Raw genomic sequence first — 23942 nt, 5'->3', positions numbered from 1 at the left:
GGATCGAAGAGCCCATTGATTGAAAGCATCAATCCAATAAGCCACCTCAATCGACCCATATAAAAAGCCTTTTAAAACAGTAACCTGATTTTTTCGTCCGTGGCAAAACTTCGTCGCCTCTGCGATCCTCCCAGTGCTCGTCGACCTCGCCGGCAATCGACACCGGCGGATCTGCCGCTCGTCGACGGGAAAACGTACTATCAGGCCGTTGAAAAACGTAGGCGAGGCAGCCAGCGCAAGGCAAAAACAGGCGAGGAAGCGGAGTTTACTGGTGTAAATGAGCATTCCGAGCCTGTTTTTAACGCCGCGATGGCAACGCAGATAGTTTTTCAACAGCCTGCTATCGCACCCGACATCCCTGCCCGGACCCACCTCATGCGCCTGCTGACTTGCGCCCTCTTCGTTTCGCTCCTGAGCAGCTGTGCTGGCGCGGCAGAGCGCCCGCTGCGCTTCTCGGTGACCGAGAGCGGGGTGATGCCCATGGTCGACATCAGCCAGGGCGAGGCGGTCGGCGGTATCCTCTACGACCTGCAGCTGCGCCTGGCGCAAAAGATCGGGCGCAGCGCCGAGCTGCTGGTGCTGCCGCGCCTGCGCGTACAGCAGATGCTGGTGCAGGGCGAGATCGATGTGCGCTGTTACGTCAATCCCGGCTGGCTGAGCGAATCGCACCATCAGTACGTCTGGAGCGTGCCCTTCATGACCCAGCACGATGTACTGGTCAGCCGCACGCCGCAGCCGGTCGATCCACGGCAGTTGCATGACCAGGCGATCGGCACCGTGCTCGGCTTCAGCTACCCGCCGCTGCAGGCGCTGTTCGACAGTGGCCAGTTGCGCCGCGACGACGCCCGTACCCAGGGCCTGGTCCTGAGCAAGCTGGCCGCGGGTCGTTACGATTATGCGGTGAGCAACGACCTGTCCCTGCACTGGTTCAATCGCCAGCACGAACGGGGCGAAAAACTGCATGCGGTGCAGGAACTGGCCAGCGACCTGGTGTCCTGCATCGTCCGCGACGAACCCGACGTGCCGAGCATGCAACTGCTGCGGGCATTGGTGCGGATGAAAGAGGACGGCGAGTTCGACGCCATCGTCCAGCGTTACCGCTGAATCCCGTCGAAAGCCGCGAAATAAAGCCGATTGCGATTCTCTCGGGCAAGCAATCGGTGAATAATGCGCCGCCCGATTCAGGCATGCGTGCAGAGGCTGATCCATGAGCGGCAATACCCACGACCCACTGCCCCGGCTCAGCGCGGGCGCCATCCTGCTGATCGAGCTGGCGCTGGCGCTCGGCGGCTTCGCCATCGGCACCGGCGAGTTCGCCATCATGGGCCTGATGCCCAATGTGGCAGTCGACCTGGGTATCAGCGAACCGCAGGTGGGCAACGTGATCAGCACCTACGCCCTCGGCGTGGTGGTCGGCGCGCCGATCCTGGCGCTGCTCGGCGCGCGCCTGCTGCGTCGCCACCTGCTGCTGTTGCTGATGGGCGTGTTCGCCGTCGGCAATTTCGCCAGTGCCCTGGCGCCCGATTACCACGCGCTGATGGTCTTCCGTTTCTTCGCCGGCCTGCCCCATGGCGCCTACTTCGGCATCGCCATGCTGGTGGCCGCCTCCATGGCGCCCCCGCACAAACGGGCCAAGGCCGTCAGCCGCGTGCTGATGGGGCTCAGCGTCGCCATCCTGATCGGCAATCCGCTGGCCACCTGGCTCGGCCAGAGCGTCAGCTGGCGCTATGCCTTCGCCCTGGTCGGGGTGATCGCCTTGCTGACCATCGTCATGGTCGCCATCTTCCTGCCGCTGGACCGCAACGAAGTACGCAGCAGCCCGGTCAACGAACTGCGCGCCTTCAACCGCGCGCCGGTATGGCTGGCCCTGGGCATCGGCTCGGTGGGGTTCGCCGGCATGTTCTGCGTGTTCAGCTACATGGCGCCGACCCTGCTCGAAGTGACCCGGGTCAGCCCGGGCGTGATCCCCTTCGCCATGGCGGCCTTCGGCGTCGGCTGCATACTCGGCAACATGGCTGGCGGCTGGCTGTTCGACCGCCTGCAGTTCAAATCGGTGGCCTGGATCCTGCTGTGGAGCGCACTGGTGCTGCTGTTGCTGCCGGCCGCCGCCCATTCGCTGTGGACGATCTTCCCGGCGATTCTGGCCCTGGGCACCATCGCCGCCCTATCCCCCGCCCTGCAGACGCACCTGATGGATGTCGCCACCGGCGCGCAGACCCTGGCCGCCGCCTCCAACCATGCCGCCTTCAACATCGCCAACGCCCTCGGCCCATGGCTCGGCGGCCTGGCCATCAGCGCCGGTTTCGGCTGGACCTCGACCGGCTATATCGGCGCGGCCACCGCCGTGGCCGGCCTGCTGATCTTCGCCTGGGCCTGGAAGATCCAGCCCGCCGCGAACAGCGCTCAATAGCAGGTCGCCTGGGCTGGGCCCGGCAAGGCCAGAGGCCTGTCCCGGGCGCCTACAGAAGAGCGGCCCCCGTGTAGGCGCGTCGCCCCCGGCGCGATGCGATTGCAGCCAGTCCGCGGAGTCCGTGGCGTGGCCACCATTCGCCGCGGGGTCGCGGCGCCTACGAGATCGCGGCAAGCCACCGATCGTATAGGCGCGTCGACCTCGGCGCGATGCGATTGCAGCCATTCCGCGGAGTCCGTGGCGTGGCTAGCATTCGCCGCGGGGTCGCGGCTCCTACGAGATCGAGGCAAACCACCGCCCGTGTAGGAGCGCCGACCTCGGCGCGATACGATCGTGGCCATCCTGCAAAAATCGCGGTATGGTCACCATTCGCCGCGGGGTCGCGGCTCCTACGAGATCGCGGCAAACCACCGCCCGTGTAGGCGCGTCGACCTCGGCGCGATGCGATGGTGGCCATCGCGCAGAGTCTGTGGCGTGGTCACCATTCGCTGCGGGGTCGCGGCTCCTACGAGATCGCGGCAAACCACCGATCGTGTAAGAGCGTCGACCTCGGCGCGATGCGATTGCGGCTATCGCGCAAAGTCCGTGGCGTGGCCACCAATCGCCGCGAGCTCACAGCTCGGCGAACCGCCATTTTGCGGGGCAAATGCTTGACTGACGGGCAGGCCGGGATTGCCCCGGACGACGGCCGTCAGGACAGCGGCGCGGGCACCTGCTCATCGCCCCGCCAGGCATGCAGCGAGGACTCGGCGCTGCGGCCGAACAGCCAGCCGGTGCGGGCGCCGACCAGGGTGGTGACCGCGTGCTGGCGGCCCATGGGCAGGTGCCGGGCCAGGAACAGGGCGCTGTCGCGCAGCACCGCCAGGGTGGCGCTATCGGACTGGAACAAGGGGGTCAGCAGGCGGCTGGCCTGGCGGTAGTAGCGCAGGTGCCGGCGACGGGCATCGGCGTACTCGGTGAACACCGCGGCCCAGTCCGGCGACGCGGCGCTTGCCGCGGCCGGACGCAGAGCCGCGGCCAGGGCCACCGCATCCACCAGCGCCATGTTCGCGCCCTGCCCCAGCTGCGGGCTCATGGCATGGGCGCAATCGCCGATGGCCAGCACCCGACCGTCATGCCAGTGCTGCATGCGTACATCGGCATAGGTGGCCAGGGCCAGTTGCTCGGGGGCTTCGATAGGGGCCAGGAAGGCTTCGGCCTGGCGCCCGGCAAGCCGCTCGACGCTGGCCTTCCAGGCCGGCAGCCCGGCCTCGCGCCAGGCCGGGTAGGCGGCCGTTGGCAGGCTCCAGAACAGGCTGCTCAACAGCGTTTGCCGCGCCTGCTGGGTGCGCCCGGTGGGCATGATGCCGAACATCTGCGAACAGCCCCGGTACCACTGGCGCAGGTCGCTGGAATCGCCGCCCTCGGGCGTGGGCACGATGCTCCACAGCGCGCCCCAGGGATAGGGCTTGACCCACTGCCGCACCTGCATCTGCGCACGCAGTCGCGAACGCGTGCCATCGGCCAGGATCAGCGCCGCATAATCGCCACAGGGCGCCTCGCCGCCCTGGCCATCGTCGGCGAACAGGCTGACGCCCTGCGGCGATTGCTCGAAGCGGCGAACGGCAACCCCCGTGCGCAGCAGCACGCCGGCGCCCGTGGCCGCGGCGAGCAAGGCGCTCATCAGCACGCCACGGTGGATGCCCAGCCCATGGCAGCCGGGCTGCCAGTGCTGATAACGGGTATCGAGGATCACCCGTTCCCCACAGGCCGACGTACCGAACAGGCGGCTGACCGGCGCGCCCAGGCCGGTACATTCCTCGAGCAGTTCGAGATCGCGCAGCACCGCCAGCCCCGAGGGCTGCAGCAGAATGCCGGCGCCTACCGGCTGCAACTGCGGCACACGCTCCAGCAGTTCGACCCGCCAGCCCTGGCGGGCCAGCAAGGTGGCAGCCGCCAGCCCGGCGGTACCCGCGCCCACGATCGCGATGGGAGAATTCTTCACAGGTGGTCCTTGTACCTGACAAAGCTGGCGGGATTCTACCTCGTCAGGTCCGCGGCGCTGAAGGCCAATCCGGCTTTATTTGGCTTTGGGCTTGAATGGCTTGATGTCGAAACCGCCACGGTTCTGGCTGACGATACGCAGGTCCTCACGGCCTCCGGCCTCGACCTTGACCGCCACCTCGCGGCGCAGGCGCCCCTTGCCACACAGGGTATCGTCCTCGGTGTCGGTGGCGATGCCGACGATGCGGTTGCCCGCCGGTACCTGGAACCGCGCCTCTTCGCCCATGCCGATACGTGCCGCCAGTTTGCGGTCGATCAGTACGGCGACATAGCAACCGCCCCCCATCAGGCCCAGATCACGGTTGACCACCACCTCGCCACCGCCGCTGAGTGGTGTCTGGTAGGCGCGCAGGCGCTCGGCCGGGACCGCGCTGACATGCTCGGGATCGGCCTGGAACGACGAACAACCGGCCATGACCAGCAATGGCAATACCGCATAAATCGAACGCATGGGTTCCCTCCATGAGAAATAGGCAGGTGGGCATGGACGTTCCGCTGCACGTCGCGCGGCGGCGAATGTCCCTGTCCCCGGGGGTTCTGACAGCCTCCGGGCGACGACAGTGCCACAAATACGACGCATCCGGGAGTGCCCCTCATGGGCGACGTGGCAGGTTGCCCTTGCGAAACTCGTCGGGCGAAACGCCCATCAGCCGACGGAACATGCCGATGAAAGCCGAGGCGCTGCTGTAGCCAAGATCCAGGGCGATCACCTCGACGGTCAGGCCCTGTTCCAGCAACGCCAGGGCGGCGACCACCTTCAGGCGCTGGCGCCACTGCGCGAACGACATGCCCAGGTCACGCTGGCAACGGCGCATCAGCGTTCGCTCGGTGGTATTGGCCTGTCGCGCCAGCTGCGCCAGCGAACGGGGATCGGCAGGGTTGGCGGTCAGCGCCCGCAACACCGGTTCGAGCAGCGCATCGCTGGAACCGGGCAGGTAGCTGCCGGCCTTCGGTGCCCGCGCCAGCTTGTCCAGCAGCACCTGCAACTGGCGTTCATGCGCATCCTCCTGCCCCGTGGCCAGGGGGGATTCACGCAGGTCATCGAGCAGTGCCCGGACCAGCGGGCTGACCGTCAGGGCGCAGGCTTCGCCGGGCAAGGCCTGGCAACGCTCGGCGGCGACGTACAGCGAGCAGTGACAGGCCTCATGACGGTTGAAGCCGACATGCTCGAGATTCGGCGGCAGCCAGATACCGTACTGCGGCGGCGCCAGGTAGTGGCGGCCGGCGACCTCGATTTCCATGACCCCGCTGAAGGCATAGACGAATTCGCCCCAGCAATGCCGGTGTCGCGGATAGCTGGCCTGGGCCGGCACGCTGGCCGTGCGGAAGTACACCGGCGCCGGGAGCCTGTCGTTGAACGGCGGTATCGCCAGGTGCACGGCGTTTCTGCCCATGGAGACCCTTGGCTGAAGTGGCGGATAACCGCTATGGGTTGTCGTGTTTGGACTATATCAACAGAAATTGCCAGCCGCATAATGCCGCCCTCGAGGGTCTGTTGAGGTTTCAGCACGACCGCGTCGCGACCTCAACAACCCCTGGCCAGCAGGCACCTCATGGACACGCGCAAGAAGATCGACGCACTGGCGGGCGGGCTGATGATCGGGCTCTGTGCCATCTGGGGCCTGCAGCAGGTGGCGCTGAAGGCGGCCGCCGCCGATGTCGCGCCGATCCTGCAGATCGCCCTGCGCTCGGGGATCGCCGCCGTGCTGGTGGCGCTGCTGATGCTCTGGCGCGGCGAGGGCATGTCCCTGCGCGAAGGCCATTGGCGGCCCGGCCTGCTGGTCGCCCTGCTGTTCTCCCTGGAATTCCTGCTGGTCGGTGAAGGCCTGCACCACACCACGGCTTCGCACATGGTGATCTTTCTCTACACCGCGCCGATCTTCGCCGCGCTGGGCCTGCACTGGCGCCTGCCCGCCGAGCACCTGAAACCCTTGCAGTGGCTGGGGATCGCCGTGGCGTTCGGCGGTATCGTGGTTTCATTCGCCGGCCGGGCACCGGACGCCGGGGACAGCGACATCGGCCGGCAGATGCTGGGCGATGCTCTCGGTCTGCTGGCCGCCATGGCCTGGGGCGCGACCACGGTGGTGGTGCGCTGCTCGCGCCTGTCCAGCGCCCCGGCCACGCAGACGCTGCTGTACCAACTGGTGGGGGCGTTCGTGCTGCTGATGCTGGCCACCGTGGCCACCGGTCAGTTGCGCTTCGAGCCGACCACGGTGGCGCTCGGCAGCCTGGCCTTTCAGGTACTGCTGGTCTCGTTCGTCAGCTTCCTGACCTGGTTCTGGCTGCTGCGCCACTACCTCGCCTCGCGGCTCGGCGTGCTGTCGTTCATGACCCCGCTGTTCGGCATCGTATTCGGCGTCTGGCTGCTGGATGAACCGCTGGAGCTCAACTTCGTCGCCGGTGCGCTGCTGGTGCTGCTCGGCATCCTCATGGTCAGCGGCTACGAATGGCTCGGCCAGTGGCTGAAACGCCGGTTATAAGCTGCAAGCTTCAAGCGGCAAGTTAAAAGCGGTTCGGCGTAACCCCCATGCTTTGCTTCTGGCTTGAAGCTTGAAGCTTATGGCTGCTTTTTCAAAGATCCTGGAAGCGCGGCACCAGGCGCGCCTGCAGCTTCTCCAGTTCGGCGGGGTCGGCCTTGCCGCTGGCGTGGATCTGCAGGTTTTCACCGCTGAAGCGCGGAATCACGTGCACGTGGATGTGGTACACCGTCTGCCCCGCCGGGGCGCCATTGAACTGCGCCACCTGCACGCCGTCGGGCTGCAACTCGTCGGCCAGCACGCGGGCGACCTTCTGCACCGCCAGCGCCAGCCTGGCCAGGTTGTCCGCATCGATCTCCAGGATATTGCGCGCCGCCGCACGCTTGGGGATCACCAGGGTATGGCCGTAGGCCTGCGGGAACAGGTCGAGGAAGACCAGTACGTCATCGTCTTCGTACAGCTTGTAGCAGGGCATGTCGCCGCGAATGATCTGGGCGAAGATGTTCTGCGGATCGTAGTCACCGTAAAGGCTCATGGGCTTCTCCATAGCGTTTCGTTCGTGAGCGCACCATACCGGCTGAGCCGGCTGGAACGAAAGAGCGGATCGCGCTCACCTGCCGCCGCGCAACAGCCCCACCCCCACCGCGAAGCCCAGGGCGCACAGGGCGATCAGGTAATAGGCCGGGCCCAGCGGGCTCCACTTGACCAGCAGGGAAACGATCATCGGCGTCAGTCCGCCGAAGATGGCATAGGACAGGTTGTAGGAGAACGACAGGCCGGTGAAGCGCACCAATGGCGGGAAGGCATTGACCATGACGAAGGGCACCGCGCCGATGGTGCCGACGAACAGGCCGACCAGGGCGTACAGCGGGAACAGCCAGTGGGGATTGGCCGGCAGGCCCGAATAGAAGATCCAGGTGCTGGCCGCCAGCAGCAGGCAGCCGACGACCAGCACCCGCCCGGCACCGACCCGGTCGCAAAGCGCGCCGCTGGCGATGCAGCCGATGCTGAGCATGACGATGGCCAGGCTGTTGGCCCTCAGGGCCGTGGCGGCGTCGAAGCCGTAGAGGGTCTGCAGGAAGGTCGGAGTCATCAGGATCGCTACCACGATGCCCGCCGAGAGCAACCAGGTGAGCAGCATCGACACCACCACGCCACGGCGGTGATCGCGCACCACGGTCTTCAGCGGCAGCTCGTCGGAGAGGGCCTTGCGCTGCTGCATTTCGGCGAATACCGGCGTTTCGTGCAGCCAGCGGCGCAGGTACATGGCGAACAGGCCGAACACCCCGCCGAGCAGGAACGGCAGGCGCCAGGCCCAGTCGAGCACTTGCTGCTCGGTGTAGAGGGTGTTGATCAGCGTCGCCATCAGCGAACCGAGCAGGATGCCCACGGTCAGGCCGCAGGTCAGCGTGCCGCAGGCATAGCCGACGTGGCGCGCCGGCACGTGCTCGGCGACGAAGACCCAGGCCCCGGGCACTTCGCCGCCGATGGCGGCGCCCTGGATCATGCGCATCAGCAGCAGCGCCAGGGGCGCGAGAATGCCGATCTGCGCATAGGTCGGCAGCAGCCCCATGATCAGCGTCGGCACCGCCATCATGAAGATGCTCAGGGTGAACATGCGCTTGCGTCCGAGCAGATCGCCGAAGTGCGCCATGACGATGCCGCCCAGCGGCCGGGCCAGGTAGCCGGCGGCGAAAATGCCGAAGGTCTGCAGCATGCGCAGCCATTCCGGCATGTCGGGCGGGAAGAACAGCTTGCCGACCACCGTGGCGAAGAACACGTAGATGATGAAGTCGTAAAACTCCAGGGCGCCGCCCAACGCGGACAGGGACAGGGTCTTGTAATCGCTGCGGGTCAGGGGGCGGGCAGGCGCCGCCGGTGCTACGGAGTGCATGTTGGCTTTCTCGGGCAGGTACTGCAGGCCAGGCGAGCTGGCGCTTCGCGGGGCGCACAACATAGCAAATCCACGCCCTTGCCCGCCAATCTCGCGACACGAGGCAGCTGGCCGGGGTTCAATGCGCGCAGCCCCGGCGCATTCGCCGCGGTGGCGGTCTGGCATGCGCGTCTTCGCCGTTCTGCCCGCCGCTACCGGCGGCGCGGATAAAAACCCCGATCCACGGGTCATACCCGCAGTCCGCGCTTCTCTCTCCGCATAAGGATCCCCATGGACTGGTTCCACCTGCTCATCCTGTCCCTCATCCAGGGTATTACCGAATTCCTCCCGGTCTCCTCCTCCGCCCACCTGATCCTCCCCGCCCAGCTGCTCGGCTGGGAAGACCAGGGCCAGGCCTTCGACGTCGCCGTGCACGTCGGCACCCTGCTGGCGGTGATCCTGGCGTTCCGCCGCGAGCTCATGGCCATCGTCCAGGGCTGGCTGCGGCACCTGCTGCGTCGTCAGGCCAGCGCGGAAAGCCGCATGGGCTGGCTGATCATCCTGGCGACCCTGCCGGCGGCGCTGGTCGGCCTGCTGCTCGAACCGCTGATCGAGCAGTACACCCGCTCGATGCTGGTCATCGCCACCACCACCATTCTGTTCGGCCTGCTGCTGTGGTGGGCCGACGTCAAGGGCAGCCGCGAGGCCGACATGACCCACATGACCTGGCGCCAGGCACTGCTGATCGGCCTGGCGCAGATGCTGGCGCTGATCCCCGGCACCTCGCGCTCGGGCATCACCATGACCGCGGCGCTGTTGCTCGGTTTCGACCGGCAGAGCGCCGCGCGCTTTTCCTTCCTGCTGTCGATCCCGCTGATCCTCGCCGCCGGCGGCCTCAAGGCCCTGCATATGGTTCGCGAAGGCCATGATGCGCACTGGGCCGATATGGCCTGGGGCGCCGGCCTGTCCTTCGTCTCGGCGTTCCTGTGCATCAAGCTGTTCCTGGCGGCGATGGATCGCATCGGCATGCTGCCGTTCGTGATCTACCGCCTGCTGCTGGGCGCGTTCCTGCTTTACGTGGCGCTTTGAAGACCGAATAGCCAGCTACCCCGGGCCATCCGAAAACCTTCCTCGGTAGCCCGGGTCGAGCGCAGCGACACCCGGGAGATGGCAACCTGGGTATCGCTGCGCTCGACCCAGGCTACGGGCTGCCGCCGGGCGCGTTCCTGCTTTACGTGGCGCTTTGAAGACCGAATAGCCAGCTACCCCGGGCCACCCGAAAACCTTCCTCGGTAGCCCGGGTCGAGCACGGCGACACCCAGGAGATGGCAACCTGGGTATCGCTGCGCTCGACCCAGGCTACGGGCTGCCGCCGGGGGCGTTCCTGCTTTACGTGGCGCGTTGAAGGCTGAATAGCCAGCTACCCCGGGCCACCCGAAAACCTTCCTCGACCCAGGCTACGGACTGCTCGTCGAGCGTTACCAAGCACCCCATCCGGGCGGCTCCGCTGGCGCGGCGTCGCGGCCGCGGCGAAGGGCGTTGCCGAGCGAGGGGGGCCATCGCTACACAGGCATGCTTATTGCTGGATCATCGCGTATCCCAACGGATGGCGTGACCCATGCCGCATTCGCACCTGACCACCCTGCACGCGGTTGTCCTGGCACTCGACACCCTCTGTCGCGACGGCCACATCAGCCGTGAAGAACTGCTGGCCGGCAGCGGCATCAGCCAGGACGACCTGCAACGCCCGCAGATGCACATCAGCATCGGTCAGGAGCGCCGGGTGTTCCTCAACGCCATCGCCCGGCGCCGTGATCTGGGCCTGGAGCTGGGCCAGCGCATGCATGTGTCCTCCTACGGGCTGCTCGGTTTCAGCCTGCTGTCCGCCGCCACCCTGGGCGAAGCGCTGGACGTGGCGCTGGCCTTCCCCGCCCTGCTCGGCACCCTGTTCGAGCTGCGCCTGCGGCGTGACGGCGAACACGCCTGGCTCGAAGCCCGCGACTACCGCGAAGCGCCGGAGCTGGCCACCTTCAATACCGAGTTCTGCCTGGCGTCGCTGAAGCTGATCTGCGACGACCTGCTGGGCCAGGCGCTGCCCCTGCGCGAAGCGCGGTTCATGCATGCCGCGCCGGCCTACCGCGCGCAGTACGCGGACAACTTCCCCTGTGCGGTGCACTTTCAGGCGGCCGACAACGCCCTGGTCTTCGCCAGCCACTGGCTGGACAGGCGCCTGCCCCTGGCCGATCCGGTCACCCACCGCGACACCCTGGAACGCTGCCGGCAGTTGAACCGCGAGTTCGTCTCCCACCTGGCGCTGATCTCCCGCGTGCGCCAGTTGCTGGCCAGCCAGCTGCCCGCGGCTCCCGGGCTCGACGGGCTGGCCAGGCAGTTGCGCTGCTCTTCGCGCACCCTGCGCCGGCAGCTGCAGGAGGTCGGCACCAGCTACCAGGCCCTGCTCGACGAACTGCGCTTCGAACAGGCGCGCCAGTTGCTGGAACAGGAGCGCCTGCCCATCGCCCGTATCGCCGAAGAGCTCGGCTACAGCGAAACCGCCAGTTTCCGCCACGCCTTCCAGCGCTGGAGCGGTACTTCGCCGAGCCGCTACCGCCGCCCGACGCTGTCGTGACCCCGGCGCCGCGCACCGTAGCGGATCACGGCTGCGCCATTTCGTGGCCATATCGATCCCCTTTTGGCCGTTCCTGTCGTTCCAGCCAGGCCTGGGCCTGGCCAAGAATGCAGGCGTATCCCGGCCAAGGAGCCTGCCATGCTGACGATCTACAGCGACGACCATCACCTGCATCACGGTCGCTGCGAAATCATCGACGGGGAGCTCAAGCCCTGCTTCGAGATGCCCTCGCGCGCCGACCACGTGCTGGCCCGGGTGCGCCAGCAGAAACTCGGTGACGTCATCGAGCCGAGCGACTTCGGCCGCGCACCGGTCGAACGCATTCACGACCGCGACTACCTGGCTTTCTTCGAAGGCGCCTGGGCGCGCTGGGCAGCCATGGGCCGCGACGGCGACCTGATGCCCTTCACCTGGCCGGCGCGCACCCTGCGCAGCGTGGTGCCGGACAACCTGCACGGGCAACTGGGCTACTACAGCTTCGACGGCGGCGCGCCGATCACCGCCGGCACCTGGCAGGCCGCCTGGACGGCCACCCAGGTCGCCCTGAGCGGGCAGCAGTTGATCGGCGACGGCGCCCACAGCGCCTTCGCCCTGTGCCGCCCGCCGGGCCACCACGCCGCCGCCGACCTGATGGGTGGCTACTGCTACCTGAACAACGCCGCCATCGCCGCCCAGGCCTTTCTCGATCAGGGCTGCAAACGGGTCGCCATCCTCGACGTCGACTACCACCATGGCAACGGCACCCAGTCGATCTTCTACGCTCGCGACGACGTGCTGTTCGCCTCGATCCACGGCCACCCCGCCTTCGAATTCCCCTTCTTCCTCGGCTATGCCGACGAGCAGGGCGAAGGCGCCGGCGAGGGTTTCAACCTCAACCTGCCGCTGGCCGCCGGCAGCGCCTGGGAGCCCTGGAGCGCGGCCCTGGAGAGCGCCTGCAAACGCATCGCCGCCTATGCCCCGGAGGTGATCGTGGTGTCCCTGGGCGTGGACACCTTCAAGGAAGACCCGATCTCCCAGTTCAGGCTCGACAGCCCCGACTACCTGCGCATGGGCGAGCGCATCGCCCGGCTCGGCAAACCCACGCTGTTCGTCATGGAAGGCGGCTACGCCGTCGAAGAGATCGGCATCAACGCGGTGAACGTACTGGAAGGTTTCGAGGGCGCCTGAGCCCACACGACACGGCCGATAAAACGCCTACAACGGAGCACATGCAGATGAAAAACCTCCACAGCCTGTTCGGCGCCACGCTCTGCGCCACCGCCCTGCTGGCCGGCGCCGCCATGGCCGAGGCGCGGGAACTACGGGTCTACAACTGGGCCGACTACATCCTGCCGCAGACCCTCAAGGACTTTCAGCAGAACAGCGGCATCAAGCTGACCTGGGACACCTTCGAGACCAACGAGGCCCTGGAAGCCAAGCTGCTCACCGGCAACTCGGGCTACGACCTGGTGGTGCCGTCGAACATGTTCCTCGACACCCAGATCAAGGCCGGCGTGTTCCAGAAGCTCGACAAGCGCAAGCTGCCCAACTGGCAGCACCTCGACCCGGCCCTGCTCAAGCTGCTGGAGAGCAACGACCCCGGCAACCAGTACGGCGTGCCCTACATGTACGGCACCGTGCTGATCGGCTTCAACCCGGACAAGGTCAAGGCCGCCCTCGGCGCCGACGCGCCCGTGGACAGCTGGGACCTGGTGTTCAAGCCCGAGAACATGGCCAAGCTCAAGCAGTGCGGCGTGGCCATGCTCGATGCGCCCAACGAGATCCTGCCCATCGCCCTGCACTACCTGGGCCTGCCGCCCAACAGCACCAACCCGGCGGACTACGACAAGGCCACCGAGCTGATGCTGAGCATCCGCCCGTACGTCACCTACTTCCACTCGGCCAAGTACATGACCGACATCGCCAACGGCGATATCTGCGTGGCCATCGGCTATTCGGGCAGCTTCTACCAGTTCGCCAACCGCGCCAAGGAAGCCGGCAACGGCGTGGTGGTCGACTGGCGCCTGCCCAGGGAGGGTGCGCCGATCTGGTTCGACACCTTCGCCATTCCCGCCAGCGCCGGGAACGTCGAGGAAGCTCATGAGTTCCTCAACAACCTGCTCGACCCGCAGGTGATCGCGCCGATCAGCGATTTCCTCGGTTACCCCAATCCGAACAAGGACTCCATGCCGCTGGTCAGCAAGGCGATCAGCGAGAACGTGGACCTGACCCCGACCGCCGAAGCGCAGAAAACCCTCTACAGCGTCGAGCCCCTGCCGCAGAAGATCGAACGCGTGCGCACCCGCGCCTGGACCAAGATCAAGACCGGCAGCTGAGCGCCTGCAATCGCCTCGTTCCGGGGCCAGGGCAGGGCGCCCGCCGGATCGGTGATTCGCGCCGCTCTGGCAGGCGCCGCGCCCCCGCGGCGATGGTCAGCCGCGACACGGTTGCGCGGGCACAGGTCCGGTCCGAGGCTCGGGTCGGGCGCAGCGCTGCCCGCAGCGGCGCCAGCCACCAGGCTCGACCGCAACCCCTAGCCCCATCCCGGCTCCTTTATTCATCGAAAATAAATCTCTAATGCCAATAGTTTTCATTGACGTAAAATTATCAGTAGAGTGACACCCTGTCCGGGGTCGCTGAGTTCATCCCGGTGATTTACCCGATCACGCCATACGAGGATGAAGATGTTCAATCGGTCGCGCACCTTCGCTCCCCTGCTCGCCGCCCTCTGCCTGCTCCTGACGCCGCCACTGGCCGGCGCCGAAGGCAAGTTCAAGGTCATCACCACCTTCACCGTGCTCGCCGACATGGCCCGCCAGGTCGCCGGCGACGCCGCCGTGGTCGAGTCGATCACCAAGCCCGGCGCGGAGATCCACAACTACCAGCCGACGCCCGGCGATATCCTCAAGGCCCGCGATGCCCAGCTGATCCTGCGCAACGGCATGAGCCTGGAGCTGTGGTTCGAGCGCTTCCTGCAGCGCCTGCAGGGCGTACCGGCGGTGACCCTGAGCGACGGCATCATTCCCATCGGCATCGCCGACGGCCCCTATGGCGGCAAGCCCAATCCCCATGCCTGGATGTCGCCGGACGCCGCCATGATCTACATCGTCAACATCCGCGATGCCCTGGTCCGGTACGACGCCGCCAACGCCGCCACCTACCAGGCCAACGCCGAGGCCTACAAGGCGCGCATCCAGGCCGCCGTGGCGCCGATCCGCGAACGCCTGCAGTCGATCCCCGAGGCGCGCCGCTGGCTGGTCTCCAGCGAAGGCGCGTTCAGCTACCTGGCGCGGGACTTCGGCCTCAAGGAGCTGTACCTGTGGCCGATCAACGCCGATCAGCAGGGCACGCCGCAGCAGGTGCGCAAGGTGATCGACGCGGTCAGGGCCAACGCCATTCCCGCCGTGTTCAGCGAAAGCACCATTTCCGCCTCGCCGGCCCAGCAGGTGGCTCGTGAAACCGGCGCCAAATACGGCGGCGTGCTGTATGTCGACTCCCTCAGCGAGCCGGACGGCCCGGTGCCGACCTACCTCGACCTGCTGCGCGTCACCGCGCAGACCATCGTCGACGGGCTGGCCGAATGATGCAGCACAGCGCCCAGGCCGGCGCCGGACAGGACGAAGGCAGCGGCATCAACGTCGAGCGGATCAGCGTCACCTACCGCAATGGCCACACCGCCCTGCGCGACGCCAGCTTCGCCAGCCCCTGCGGCAGCGTTACCGCCCTGGTCGGCATCAACGGCAGCGGCAAGTCGACGCTGTTCAAGGCGATCATGGGTTTCGTGCGCCTGGCCCAGGGCGACATCACGGTGCTCGGCATGCCCGTGGCGGCGGCGCTCAAGCGCAACCTGATCGCCTACGTGCCGCAGAGCGAGGACGTCGACTGGAACTTCCCGGTGCTGGTCGAAGACGTGGTCATGATGGGCCGCTACGGCCACATGAACCTGCTGCGCCGGCCCCGCGCCGCCGACCATGAGGCGGTGGCCGCCGCCCTGGCCCGGGTCGGCATGGGCGAGCTGCGCAAACGGCAGATCGGCGAACTGTCCGGCGGCCAGAAGAAGCGCGTGTTCCTCGCCCGCGCCCTGGCCCAGGATGCGCGGGTGATCCTGCTCGACGAGCCGTTCACCGGTGTCGACGTCAAGACCGAAGACGCCATCGTGCGGCTGCTCGGCGAACTGCGTGACGAAGGCCGGGTGATGCTGGTCTCCACCCACAACCTGGGCAGCGTGCCGGAGTTCTGCGACCGCACGGTGCTGCTGGCAAGCACCGTGCTGGCCTACGGCCCGACCCAATCGGTGTTCACCCGGGAAAACCTCGAGCGCACCTTCGGCGGCGTGCTGCGCCACTTCGAGCTGCCTGGCGAAGGCCAAGGCCGCAGCGCCCCGCTGATCGGCATCATCACCGACGACGAACGCCCGCTGGTGCTCTACGACGGCAAGTCGACCATCCGCGGTCGCGTCGACGAAAAGGATCAATAGTGCACATCCTGCTCGAACCCTTTTCCTACGGCTACATGGTCAATGCCATGTGGGTCTCGACCCTGGTCGGTATGGTCTGCGCGCTGTTGTCGGTGTACCTGATGCTCAAGGGCTGGTCGCTGATCGGCGACGCCCTGGCCCACTCCATCGTGCCCGGCGTCGCCGGCGCCTACATGCTCGGCCTGCCCTTCGCCCTCGGCGCCTTCGGCGCCGGCACCCTGGCCGCCGGCGCCATGCTGTTCCTCAACCAGCGCAGCAAGCTCAAGGAAGACGTGATCATCGGCCTGATCTTCTCCTCCTTCTTCGGCCTCGGCCTGTTCATGGTCTCGCTGTCGCCGACCTCGGTGAACATCCAGACCATCGTGCTCGGCAACATCCTCGCCATCACCCCCGGCGATACCCTGCAGTTGCTGTTGATCGCCGGCATCACCCTGGCGGTGCTGGCGCTGCGCTGGAAGGATCTGATGGTGGTGTTCTTCGACGAGCACCATGCCCGCTCCATCGGCCTCAACCCGGCACTGCTCAAGGCGGTGTTCTTCATCCTGCTGTCGGCCTGCAGCGTGGCGGCGATGCAGACGGTCGGCGCCTTCCTGGTGATCGCCATGGTGGTCACCCCGGGCGCCACCGCCTACCTGCTCAGCGACCGTTTCGAGCGGCTGCTGCTGATCGCCGTCGGCATCGGCGGCCTGAGCAGCTTCTTCGGCGCCTACGCCAGCTACTTTCTCGATGGCGCCACCGGGGCGATCATCATCGTGCTGCAGACCGGCATATTCCTGCTGGCCTTCTGCTTCGCGCCCAAGCATGGCCTGCTCGCGGCCCGCCGCCGCGCCGCCCAGGCACGGCTGGAGACATGAGCATGGAGATGCTGCTGCAACCGCTGCAAATCGACTTCATGCAATACGCCCTGCTGATCGCCGTGCTGGTGGCCATTCCCGCCGCCCTGCTGTCGTGCTTCCTGGTGCTCAAGGGCTGGGCGCTGATGGGCGACGCCACCGCCCACGCCGTGTTTCCCGGCGTGGTCGTCGCCTATATGGTCGGTATGCCCTATTCGCTCGGCGCCTTCATCGCCGGCATGCTCTGCGCCGTGGCCTCCGGCTACCTCAAGGACAACAGCCGGATCAAGCAGGACACCCTGATGGGCGTGGTGTTCTCCGGCATGTTCGGCTTCGGCCTGCTGCTGTACACGCAGATTCACAGCGACGTGCACCTGGATCACATCCTGTTCGGCGACATGCTCGGCATCGACTGGCCGGATATCCTGGAAAGCGGCCTGATCGGCCTGGCCGTGGTGGCGTTCATCGCCCTGAAGTGGCGCGATCTGCTGCTGCACGCCTTCGATCCGGTGCAGGCGCGCACCGTCGGCCTGCCGGTGCGCCTGCTGCACTACGGCCTGCTGGCGGTGATGTCGCTGACCATCGTCGGCGCGCTGAAGGCCATCGGCATCGTCCTCACCGTGGCGCTGATGATCGCCCCCGGCGCCATTGCCTTCCTGCTCACCCGCACCATGGGCGCCATGCTCTTCACTGCGGTGGGCATCGCCGTCGGCGCAGCCCTGAGCGGCGTATACCTGAGCTTTTTCATCGACAGCGCCCCCGGGCCGACCATCGTGGTATTGCTCAGCCTGCTGTTCGTGGTGGTGTTCGTGCATGCCGGGCGCCGCGAGCGCAGGATTTCGGCAGGGCAATCCGACGCAGCGCAGCGCTCTTAGGGTCTGTTGACGTTTCACGCACGGCCGCGCTGAAACGTCAACAGGCCCTAGCCTGGGGTCGCGACACCGATCAAATGTCGATCGCACGGTATCGACACGGGATTCAGCAATAAGCGCGCAGCATTGCCACATGTGCAGGAGGCGCGCCCTCGCGGCGAATCGTGGCCATATCGCGTTTTTGCAGCATGGCCGCCATCGCATCGCGCCGGGGTCGACGCGCCTGCAGGCGAACCCTGAGCCGGCATACCAAATACCGTTCAAGTTTCCCCAGCCCCAGCCGATCCAGTGTTCACAACGACCCCGAAAGCATTGCGTTTCCTTTTCCCGTTCGAGCTGCCAAGCCCAATAACAACGCCTTCCGACCCAGCAGGAACCCCCTCGTGAACATCAAACAGAAACTGACCTGGGCCTTCGCGGCCATTGCCTGTGTGCCCGTGGTACTGGTCGCGGTGGTGGTGATCGTCAACCTGCGCAGCCAGGCACAGGAGGATTTTCTCGACAGCAGCAGCCGGGAGATCCGCCAGATCGAGAACGCCATGAACCAGTTCTTCGACGCCATCGCGCAGAACGTCGAGTACCTGGCCAAGAGCCCTCTGGTGGTCGAGGCCGACGCCCTGAAGAACTACAGCGGCGCCGATGCCGCGCAGACCCCGCTGCCGCCGGCCAACCAGGCGCTGCTGCAGATGTTCACCCAGTTCGCCGCCAGCCATCCGACCACGGCCTACCTCTCGGTCGGCCAGCCGGACGGCGGTTACGCGATCTGGCCGGACGATCCGGGCCTGAGCAACTACGACCCGCGCGTACGCCCCTGGTACCAGGCGGCCATGGCCGCGCCGGGCAGGACGGTGCGCACCTCGGCCTACTACTGGGCCCCGGACGACGTGGTGCTGATGGGCACCGTGCGCACCATCGCCAATGCCCAGGGCCAGCCGGCCGGCGTACTCGGCCTGGACGTGTCGCTCAAGCAGCTCACCGACCTGGTCAAGCAGATCGAGCTGGGCCACAGCGGCTACCTGATGCTGCTGGAAAACACCGGTAACGTGCTGGTGGACCCGCGCGATGCCTCGCACAACTTCAAGCTGCTCAGCGAACTGGGCGGCGGCTACGCCGAGCTGGCCAAGGTCGAGCAAGGCCTGGTCGAAGTGGAACTGGAGGGCGTGCCGTACATGGCCAACGTCTGGTCGTCGCCATCCCTGGGCTGGCGTTTCGTCGGCCTGATCGAGCGCGATGAGGTGATGGCCAAGGCCACCAGCCTGACCTGGCAGATCGGCGTCATCGCCGCCGTGCTGGCGGCGCTGTTCGCCATCGTCGGCGCCAGCTTCGCCGGGCTCATCGTACGGCCGATCCGCAGCGTCGCCGGGGGCCTGGAAGGCATCGCCCAGGGCGAAGGCGACCTGACCCGCAGCCTGGACGTCCGTGGCAATGACGAAACCGCCCTGCTGGCGCGCTGGTTCAACCAGTTCCTCGGCGCCATCCGCACCCTGGTGCAACGCATCGGCAGCGCCTCCGCCGACCTGCAGAGCGCCTCCGACGCCACCACCCGTGTGGCCCGCGACATGAACGATGCCGCCGGGCGCCAGCGCGAAGCCGTGGAGCTGGTGTCCACCGCCTTCAACGAGATGGTCGCCACCGCCAACGAAGTGGCGCGCTCCAGCAGCCAGGCCGCCGCCTCGGCCGATGCCGGGCAACGCCAGGTTCACGATGGCCAGTTGCAGATCGACGAGGCCACCGGCAGCGTCTCCAAGCTCAGCGAAAACCTGCAGCAGTCGACCGAGGCCATGCAGGTGCTGGAGCAGGACAGCAAGAACATCAACGCCATCCTCGACACCATCCGCTCCATCGCCGAGCAGACCAACCTGCTGGCGCTCAACGCCGCCATCGAAGCCGCCCGGGCCGGTGAACAGGGCCGCGGCTTCGCCGTGGTCGCCGACGAAGTCCGCGCCCTGGCCAAGCGCACCGCCGACTCCACCGGCGAGATCGACAACCTGCTCGGCGGCCTGGCCCGGCGCACCCAGGATGTCACCCGGCAGATGCAGAACAGCCTGAGCATGTCGCAGAACAGCGTCGAGCGTATCCAGCAGGCCCGCGACAGCTTCGAACAGATCCGCCATTCGGTGGACGAGATCCGCGACCAGAACACCCAGATCGCCACCGCCGCCGAAGAACAGCACCAGGTCGCCGAAGACATCAACCGGCACATCGCGCAGATCCAGACCGACGCGCAACTGGTCGAGGAACTGGCGCTCTCGGCGCGTAGCGATTCGCAACGCCTGGAAGTGTTGTCAGGGGAGCTCAATGGCCTGGTGGGGCGTTTCAGAACCTGATCGGAGCGCGCGGCAAGATCCGCTCTGCGTGGGAGGCGCTTCAGCGGCGATCGGCCATCGCCGCCAAAGCCCCTCCCACGCCAGGCTGCGGCGCTGCTCGGGTACGCAGCAGGCAGGGTGGGCGGCAACCCTTCAATCGCCGCTGAGTTGTCACCTACGCGGCCCAGCGTGATTCAGCAACAAGCGCGCAGAATGGCCACATGTGGGAGGAGCCGCGCCCCCGCGGCGAATCGTGGCCATACCGCGATTTTTGCATCGCGCCGGGACCGACGCTCCTACTGGTCAACCCTGACTCCGGCGATGCAGAGTGGCGCGCTGCTCAGGGATGCAGGGCGGCCTCGGCCTCTTGCAGTTCGCCACGGGCTTCTTCCAGCTTGGCCTGGCGCTTGGCGATCTTGTCGGCGTCGCCGTCCAGTTCGGCTTCACGCAGATCCGCCTCGCGCTCGCGCACCTCGGCACGGGCTTCGTTCACCTTGTCTTGCAGTTCGCGCTGCAGCCCGGCATCGGTGCAGTGGCTGCGCACCTGCTGCAGCGCGGTATTCAAGCCCCTGACCCGGCCACTCTGACCAGCCTCCTCGGCGATACGGATCTGCTGCTCGATATCCGCCTCCTTCGCCGCGCAGCGCGGATTGGACGTGTCGTCGGCGAATGCCGGCACGACGGCGGCAAGCAGCAGGCTGGAAAACAGGGCTTTCATCGGGAACGCTCCATGGGCCAATGGCGATTGATCGAGGGCGCCGCGCATGGCGGCGCGGATACAGACCACGGATCAGCGCGATGATTTCCACCAATGCCCGACAAAGGTTCCGGGGCCTCAGACCAGGGTCGACACGGAGAAACGCTCGCCATCGAACGGCGACGCATTGCTGCTGATCACTCGGTTGTGGCCCTGGTGCTTGGCCAGGTACAGCGCCTTGTCCGCCGCGCGGATGCAGTCTTCCACCGACTGCATCTGCGGATGATAGGCGACGATGCCGATGCTCAGTTCGATATCGCCCCACTCGGACTCCGATGCCTGCTGCCGCAGACGCTCCAGCACCGCATGGGCATCCTCCAGGCCGGTCATGGGCAGCAGCACGCAGAACGCGTCGCCGCCGTAGCGACCGGCGGCATCGATCTGCCGTAGGCAGCCATGGATCATCTGGCCCAGACGGGTCAGTAGCGCATCGCCAGCCACATGGCCCTGCGGCTCTGGCCCAGGCTCAGCGCCAGACGATACAGGGTCACCACCATCATCGGATGCAACAGCAGCATGGGCATGCAGGCATACAGGTGCAGCGGCGTGACGGGGGCGTGAAAGGTGGCGCCGAACAACAGCATCCCGACCAGTACGCCGGCCAGTTGTGCGAGCAGCGCCCGGGCCACGAAACGAATACCGCCGGCGGCCACGTTGTTGGCCGTGAGCATGGCGACGAACACCGCGGCGGCAAGCGGGCTGAAACCGGCGGCGACCAGGGCGAACATGGCGGCGAAGGAGTCGAAGAGGATATGCCAGCGCTCCATGCGCGCCGGCTCGCGGTAGATACGGCTGAGGCCGAAGGCCAGCCAGGGCCAGACAAAAGCGAACAGCAGCAGGGCCAGCCACACCCACACGGGGCGCTGCAACTCCCATAGCGGCACGCTGACGCAGATGGCGCCAACGGGCAGCCCGAGTACCCTGGGCAGCAGCGCGCGGCGAGCGAAATTGCTACGCGATTGGCCGTTATCGGTACGCATGGGCCGCCCTCGTGTGATCCCTGCCATATCCTCGCATCCTGGCGTGCCGTCGCGTTCGTCCCAACTTCAACCACGGCCTTAGATATACAGCATATCCCTGTAGCGGAGCCATCCATCATGGCATCGCGTCTGTGGCGACTCGCGAGGCCTGATCCGGCGTGATGGACGCAATGGAGAAGAGTCGACGGTCACTAATGCACTGTGGGCGCAAGCCTAATAGCAGCTTGCAGTTCGTCCATCTGGCCATTTTTGGCGCTGTTCAAGGGAGGGTGAACAGACTCCAGGTCGCCGAAAGAAGTCAGTTAATCGTTTTGGCTCCGGTTTCACGAGCAGACGGTATCGCGCCCGTTTTCCTTGGCCCGATAAAGTGCTGTGTCGGCCTGCTCAATCAATGCCCTCGGCGTGATTTCATTGGCGATGACTGTGCTTGCGACGCCAATGCTGACTGTCACTATACCGTGGGGGCTCGAATCGTGCTGGATGGCAAGATTCCTTATCTTCGAATTGACCTCTTCCGCCATTGTATGAGCCTGGTGAAGATCACAGTCAGGCAGGAGAATGGCAAACTCCTCACCGCCATAACGGGCCACAAGATCATTCGTTCGTCGCTGAACCGACTGTAGCGCATGGGCAATCTGACGAAGGCAGTCATCTCCACCCGCATGGCCGTATCGGTCATTGAACTGCTTGAAATGATCGACGTCGATCAGCAACAGACTCAACGATATGGGAAATGAAGAGCTCTCCGTTAGCCTGGCAGCGAGATGACTGTCGAATATCCGTCGGTTCGCAATACCCGTGAGGCCGTCAACTTCCGATTCTCTACGGAAGTGAATCTCCCTGCGCTGGGTTGCTACAAGTTGGCGATCCAGCCAAATGGCGGCAGCGATAAGCAAGGATATGCAGACCACTGTCCCAACGACGCCAGACAGGGTTGCCAACCACCAACCGGAAAGTACCTCACGCCGATCCACTCCAGCGAAGACGAAAAGGGGAAACTCAGGGACAGATGAGAATGCGGCAATTCTGACAGTTTGCTCACTATCGTCACGATGGATGAAATTACCTTTTCCAAGGTGCTTGATTGCGTCGAAAGCTTCCCGGTTGGGAACCGCCATTTCATCTGAACCATCATGGCCGTGAACGCCGGCGAGGATGATGCCGTCTTCTCGGATAAGATCAATCTTCCCGTTGTCCTCAACATCCAATGTTCTGTAGAAACTCCTGAAGTAGTCGGACTTGATGCTGGCAAGTACGACGCCGCCGAACTTTCCATCCGGTTGGTTATAACGATGGCTGATCGTTATGATGTCGCTATCGTCTGAGCGGGAGCGCACCGGTCTTCCGATGAACGGCAGAGCCGTAGTGTTTTCTTTATGATGCATGAAATACTCACGATCAGCATTATTATGCGAGCCAGTCTGCTGCGCCAATGACGAATTAACCCAGTTCCCCTCCGCGTCATATACAAAAACTCCATGAACTCGATCGGAGCGGGCAACCTGACTGACGAGTATTTCATGCAGGCTTTGCTGATTGGGCTGAACAGGTCTGGCCATCGCTTCCGCGAGTGGTCCAAGCGTCGCGTCGGCGATCTTCAGGCTGTCGGAAGCATGTTGTGCTAGAGACACGGACAAGTTCAGCACGTTCACTTCCGCTTGATGCAGGCGTGCCTGACGCTGCGCGCAGATAGAGAGAACTTCAACCCCGATCAGAATAAGGCAGGCAGAGATAATTACAGTATGCAAGATCGCCCTGTGAATGCGATGAGTAAAGACTATGTTGCTCATTGCTCCTGTTCAGCCCCCTCATCAAATGGCTTGGCCTGTTTAGTTCCGCCCGCCTTGTGCGCACCTTCCTTACTGATAAGGATCGTTTCCGAGAACTAACCATTGCACAAAACCGCGAATTTTCGCAGAGCAATGTCTGGAATACAACGACAGCTCTGATGACCAGCCCGTCATGCTGACCTGGCGGTGTTCATGCACGCGGGGTCGCCAGCACAGATATCCGATGGATCAGGCCGCGACAAGCTGCCGGGCCAAAGCGACTTCGATGGAGTCGCCATCCTGGTTGAGCACATTGAGCCCCGATTCCGGGACATCACCCGATGTGCTCTGAGACACGCGGATCTTTTTCGCCATCAGGGCCAAGCACGTCATCTGCCGGCTGATGATGTCCCGCGTGCCGCTGTAGACGGAATAGACCAAGACCTTGCGGCCCGCGGCCTTTTCCTCGCGGCAGATGTTGATCAGCTCCCGCTCCCTGGGCATTGCCCGGCGCGTGCCGACCGGCGTTTTTACTGAACT

Annotated in this window: 21 protein-coding genes and 1 pseudogene; 12 read left to right on the top strand and 10 right to left on the bottom strand. The window is 65.6% G+C overall.

Translation table 11 applies throughout. The annotated features are described in order from the left end of the window. Positions 1-375 precede the first annotated feature (375 nt). Entirely contained in the window at positions 376-1104 is a 729-nt protein-coding gene (locus DNK34_RS12760) for a substrate-binding periplasmic protein (protein WP_131174814.1), read from the top strand. A 103-nt stretch (positions 1105-1207) separates the two neighbouring features. After that, complete coding sequence (locus DNK34_RS12755; protein WP_131174813.1) at positions 1208-2410, top strand: MFS transporter; 1203 nt, start codon at positions 1208-1210, stop codon at positions 2408-2410. Positions 2411-3101: 691 nt separating this feature from the next. On the opposite strand, the gene DNK34_RS12750 is transcribed toward DNK34_RS12755, so the two are convergent. The 3 genes from DNK34_RS12750 to DNK34_RS12740 form a co-directional block, all read right to left on the bottom strand. Continuing rightward, positions 3102-4394, bottom strand: coding sequence for an FAD-dependent oxidoreductase (locus tag DNK34_RS12750; protein WP_131174812.1), 1293 nt, complete (start codon positions 4392-4394; stop codon positions 3102-3104). Between the two features lie 75 nt (positions 4395-4469). Then, positions 4470-4904 carry a 3-isopropylmalate dehydratase gene (locus tag DNK34_RS12745; protein WP_131174811.1) on the bottom strand — a complete coding sequence of 145 codons (435 nt, stop codon included), beginning with the start codon at positions 4902-4904 and terminating at the stop codon, positions 4470-4472. A gap of 142 nt (positions 4905-5046) precedes the next feature. Then, the gene (locus DNK34_RS12740; protein ID WP_131174810.1) at positions 5047-5847 is read right to left on the bottom strand and encodes an AraC family transcriptional regulator; all 801 of its coding nucleotides are present in this window, start codon (positions 5845-5847) and stop codon (positions 5047-5049) included. Positions 5848-6006: 159 nt separating this feature from the next. Between DNK34_RS12740 and DNK34_RS12735 the strand changes: the two genes are divergently transcribed. Next, complete coding sequence (locus tag DNK34_RS12735; protein ID WP_131174809.1) at positions 6007-6933, top strand: DMT family transporter; 927 nt, start codon at positions 6007-6009, stop codon at positions 6931-6933. A 91-nt stretch (positions 6934-7024) separates the two neighbouring features. Here DNK34_RS12735 and DNK34_RS12730 read toward each other — a convergent pair whose 3' ends face one another. Next, complete coding sequence (locus tag DNK34_RS12730; protein ID WP_131174808.1) at positions 7025-7465, bottom strand: HIT family protein; 441 nt, start codon at positions 7463-7465, stop codon at positions 7025-7027. Between the two features lie 75 nt (positions 7466-7540). Further along, positions 7541-8824, bottom strand: coding sequence for an MFS transporter (locus DNK34_RS12725; RefSeq protein WP_131174807.1), 1284 nt, complete (start codon positions 8822-8824; stop codon positions 7541-7543). Positions 8825-9094: 270 nt separating this feature from the next. Between DNK34_RS12725 and DNK34_RS12720 the strand changes: the two genes are divergently transcribed. The 9 genes from DNK34_RS12720 (at position 9095) to DNK34_RS12680 (ending at position 19917) form a co-directional block, all read left to right on the top strand. Beyond that, a complete protein-coding gene (locus DNK34_RS12720) occupies positions 9095-9892 on the top strand; it encodes an undecaprenyl-diphosphate phosphatase (RefSeq protein ID WP_131174806.1) in 798 nt (265 codons plus the stop codon). Between the two features lie 529 nt (positions 9893-10421). Then, positions 10422-11429 carry an AraC family transcriptional regulator gene (locus DNK34_RS12715; protein WP_131174805.1) on the top strand — a complete coding sequence of 336 codons (1008 nt, stop codon included), beginning with the start codon at positions 10422-10424 and terminating at the stop codon, positions 11427-11429. Positions 11430-11567: 138 nt separating this feature from the next. After that, positions 11568-12596 (top strand): histone deacetylase family protein, encoded by a 1029-nt coding sequence (locus DNK34_RS12710; RefSeq protein ID WP_131174804.1) that lies wholly within the window; start codon positions 11568-11570, stop codon positions 12594-12596. Between the two features lie 47 nt (positions 12597-12643). Further along, entirely contained in the window at positions 12644-13744 is a 1101-nt protein-coding gene (locus DNK34_RS12705; RefSeq protein WP_131174803.1) for a polyamine ABC transporter substrate-binding protein, read from the top strand. A 348-nt stretch (positions 13745-14092) separates the two neighbouring features. Next, positions 14093-14992, top strand: coding sequence for a metal ABC transporter substrate-binding protein (locus tag DNK34_RS12700; RefSeq protein ID WP_131174802.1), 900 nt, complete (start codon positions 14093-14095; stop codon positions 14990-14992). Then, complete coding sequence (locus DNK34_RS12695; protein ID WP_131174801.1) at positions 14989-15885, top strand: manganese/iron ABC transporter ATP-binding protein; 897 nt, start codon at positions 14989-14991, stop codon at positions 15883-15885. The genes DNK34_RS12700 and DNK34_RS12695 overlap by 4 nt, the downstream gene beginning before the upstream one ends. Further along, positions 15885-16739: a metal ABC transporter permease gene (locus DNK34_RS12690; RefSeq protein WP_165497302.1), complete on the top strand. Its 855-nt coding sequence runs from the start codon at positions 15885-15887 to the stop codon at positions 16737-16739. Before DNK34_RS12695 ends, DNK34_RS12690 begins: the two co-directional genes overlap by 1 nt. Before the next feature lie 2 nt (positions 16740-16741). Continuing rightward, the gene (locus tag DNK34_RS12685; RefSeq protein WP_278248870.1) at positions 16742-17593 is read left to right on the top strand and encodes a metal ABC transporter permease; all 852 of its coding nucleotides are present in this window, start codon (positions 16742-16744) and stop codon (positions 17591-17593) included. A 380-nt stretch (positions 17594-17973) separates the two neighbouring features. Then, positions 17974-19917, top strand: coding sequence for a methyl-accepting chemotaxis protein (locus DNK34_RS12680; RefSeq protein ID WP_131174798.1), 1944 nt, complete (start codon positions 17974-17976; stop codon positions 19915-19917). A 319-nt stretch (positions 19918-20236) separates the two neighbouring features. On the opposite strand, the gene DNK34_RS12675 is transcribed toward DNK34_RS12680, so the two are convergent. The 5 genes and pseudogenes from DNK34_RS12675 to DNK34_RS12660 all read right to left on the bottom strand — a co-directional run. Further along, positions 20237-20614 carry a DUF1090 domain-containing protein gene (locus DNK34_RS12675; protein WP_242675316.1) on the bottom strand — a complete coding sequence of 126 codons (378 nt, stop codon included), beginning with the start codon at positions 20612-20614 and terminating at the stop codon, positions 20237-20239. Between the two features lie 117 nt (positions 20615-20731). Beyond that, positions 20732-21094, bottom strand: coding sequence for a GGDEF domain-containing protein (locus DNK34_RS25435; protein ID WP_165497301.1), 363 nt, complete (start codon positions 21092-21094; stop codon positions 20732-20734). Further along, the gene (locus DNK34_RS25430; RefSeq protein ID WP_165497300.1) at positions 21073-21633 is read right to left on the bottom strand and encodes an MASE2 domain-containing protein; all 561 of its coding nucleotides are present in this window, start codon (positions 21631-21633) and stop codon (positions 21073-21075) included. Before DNK34_RS25430 ends, DNK34_RS25435 begins: the two co-directional genes overlap by 22 nt. Positions 21634-21956: 323 nt before the next feature. Further along, complete coding sequence (locus DNK34_RS12665) at positions 21957-23423, bottom strand: sensor domain-containing diguanylate cyclase (RefSeq protein WP_131174796.1); 1467 nt, start codon at positions 23421-23423, stop codon at positions 21957-21959. Positions 23424-23651: 228 nt separating this feature from the next. Further along, positions 23652-23903 (bottom strand): annotated as a pseudogene (locus DNK34_RS12660) (hypothetical protein); the annotation flags it as partial. Between the last annotated feature and the right edge of the window lie 39 nt (positions 23904-23942).

Source organism: Phytopseudomonas dryadis, from assembly GCF_004327355.1.
In the GTDB taxonomy this organism is placed as follows: Bacteria; Pseudomonadota; Gammaproteobacteria; order Pseudomonadales; family Pseudomonadaceae; genus Aquipseudomonas; species Aquipseudomonas dryadis.
This window is presented reverse-complemented; position numbering and strand designations above follow the sequence as displayed.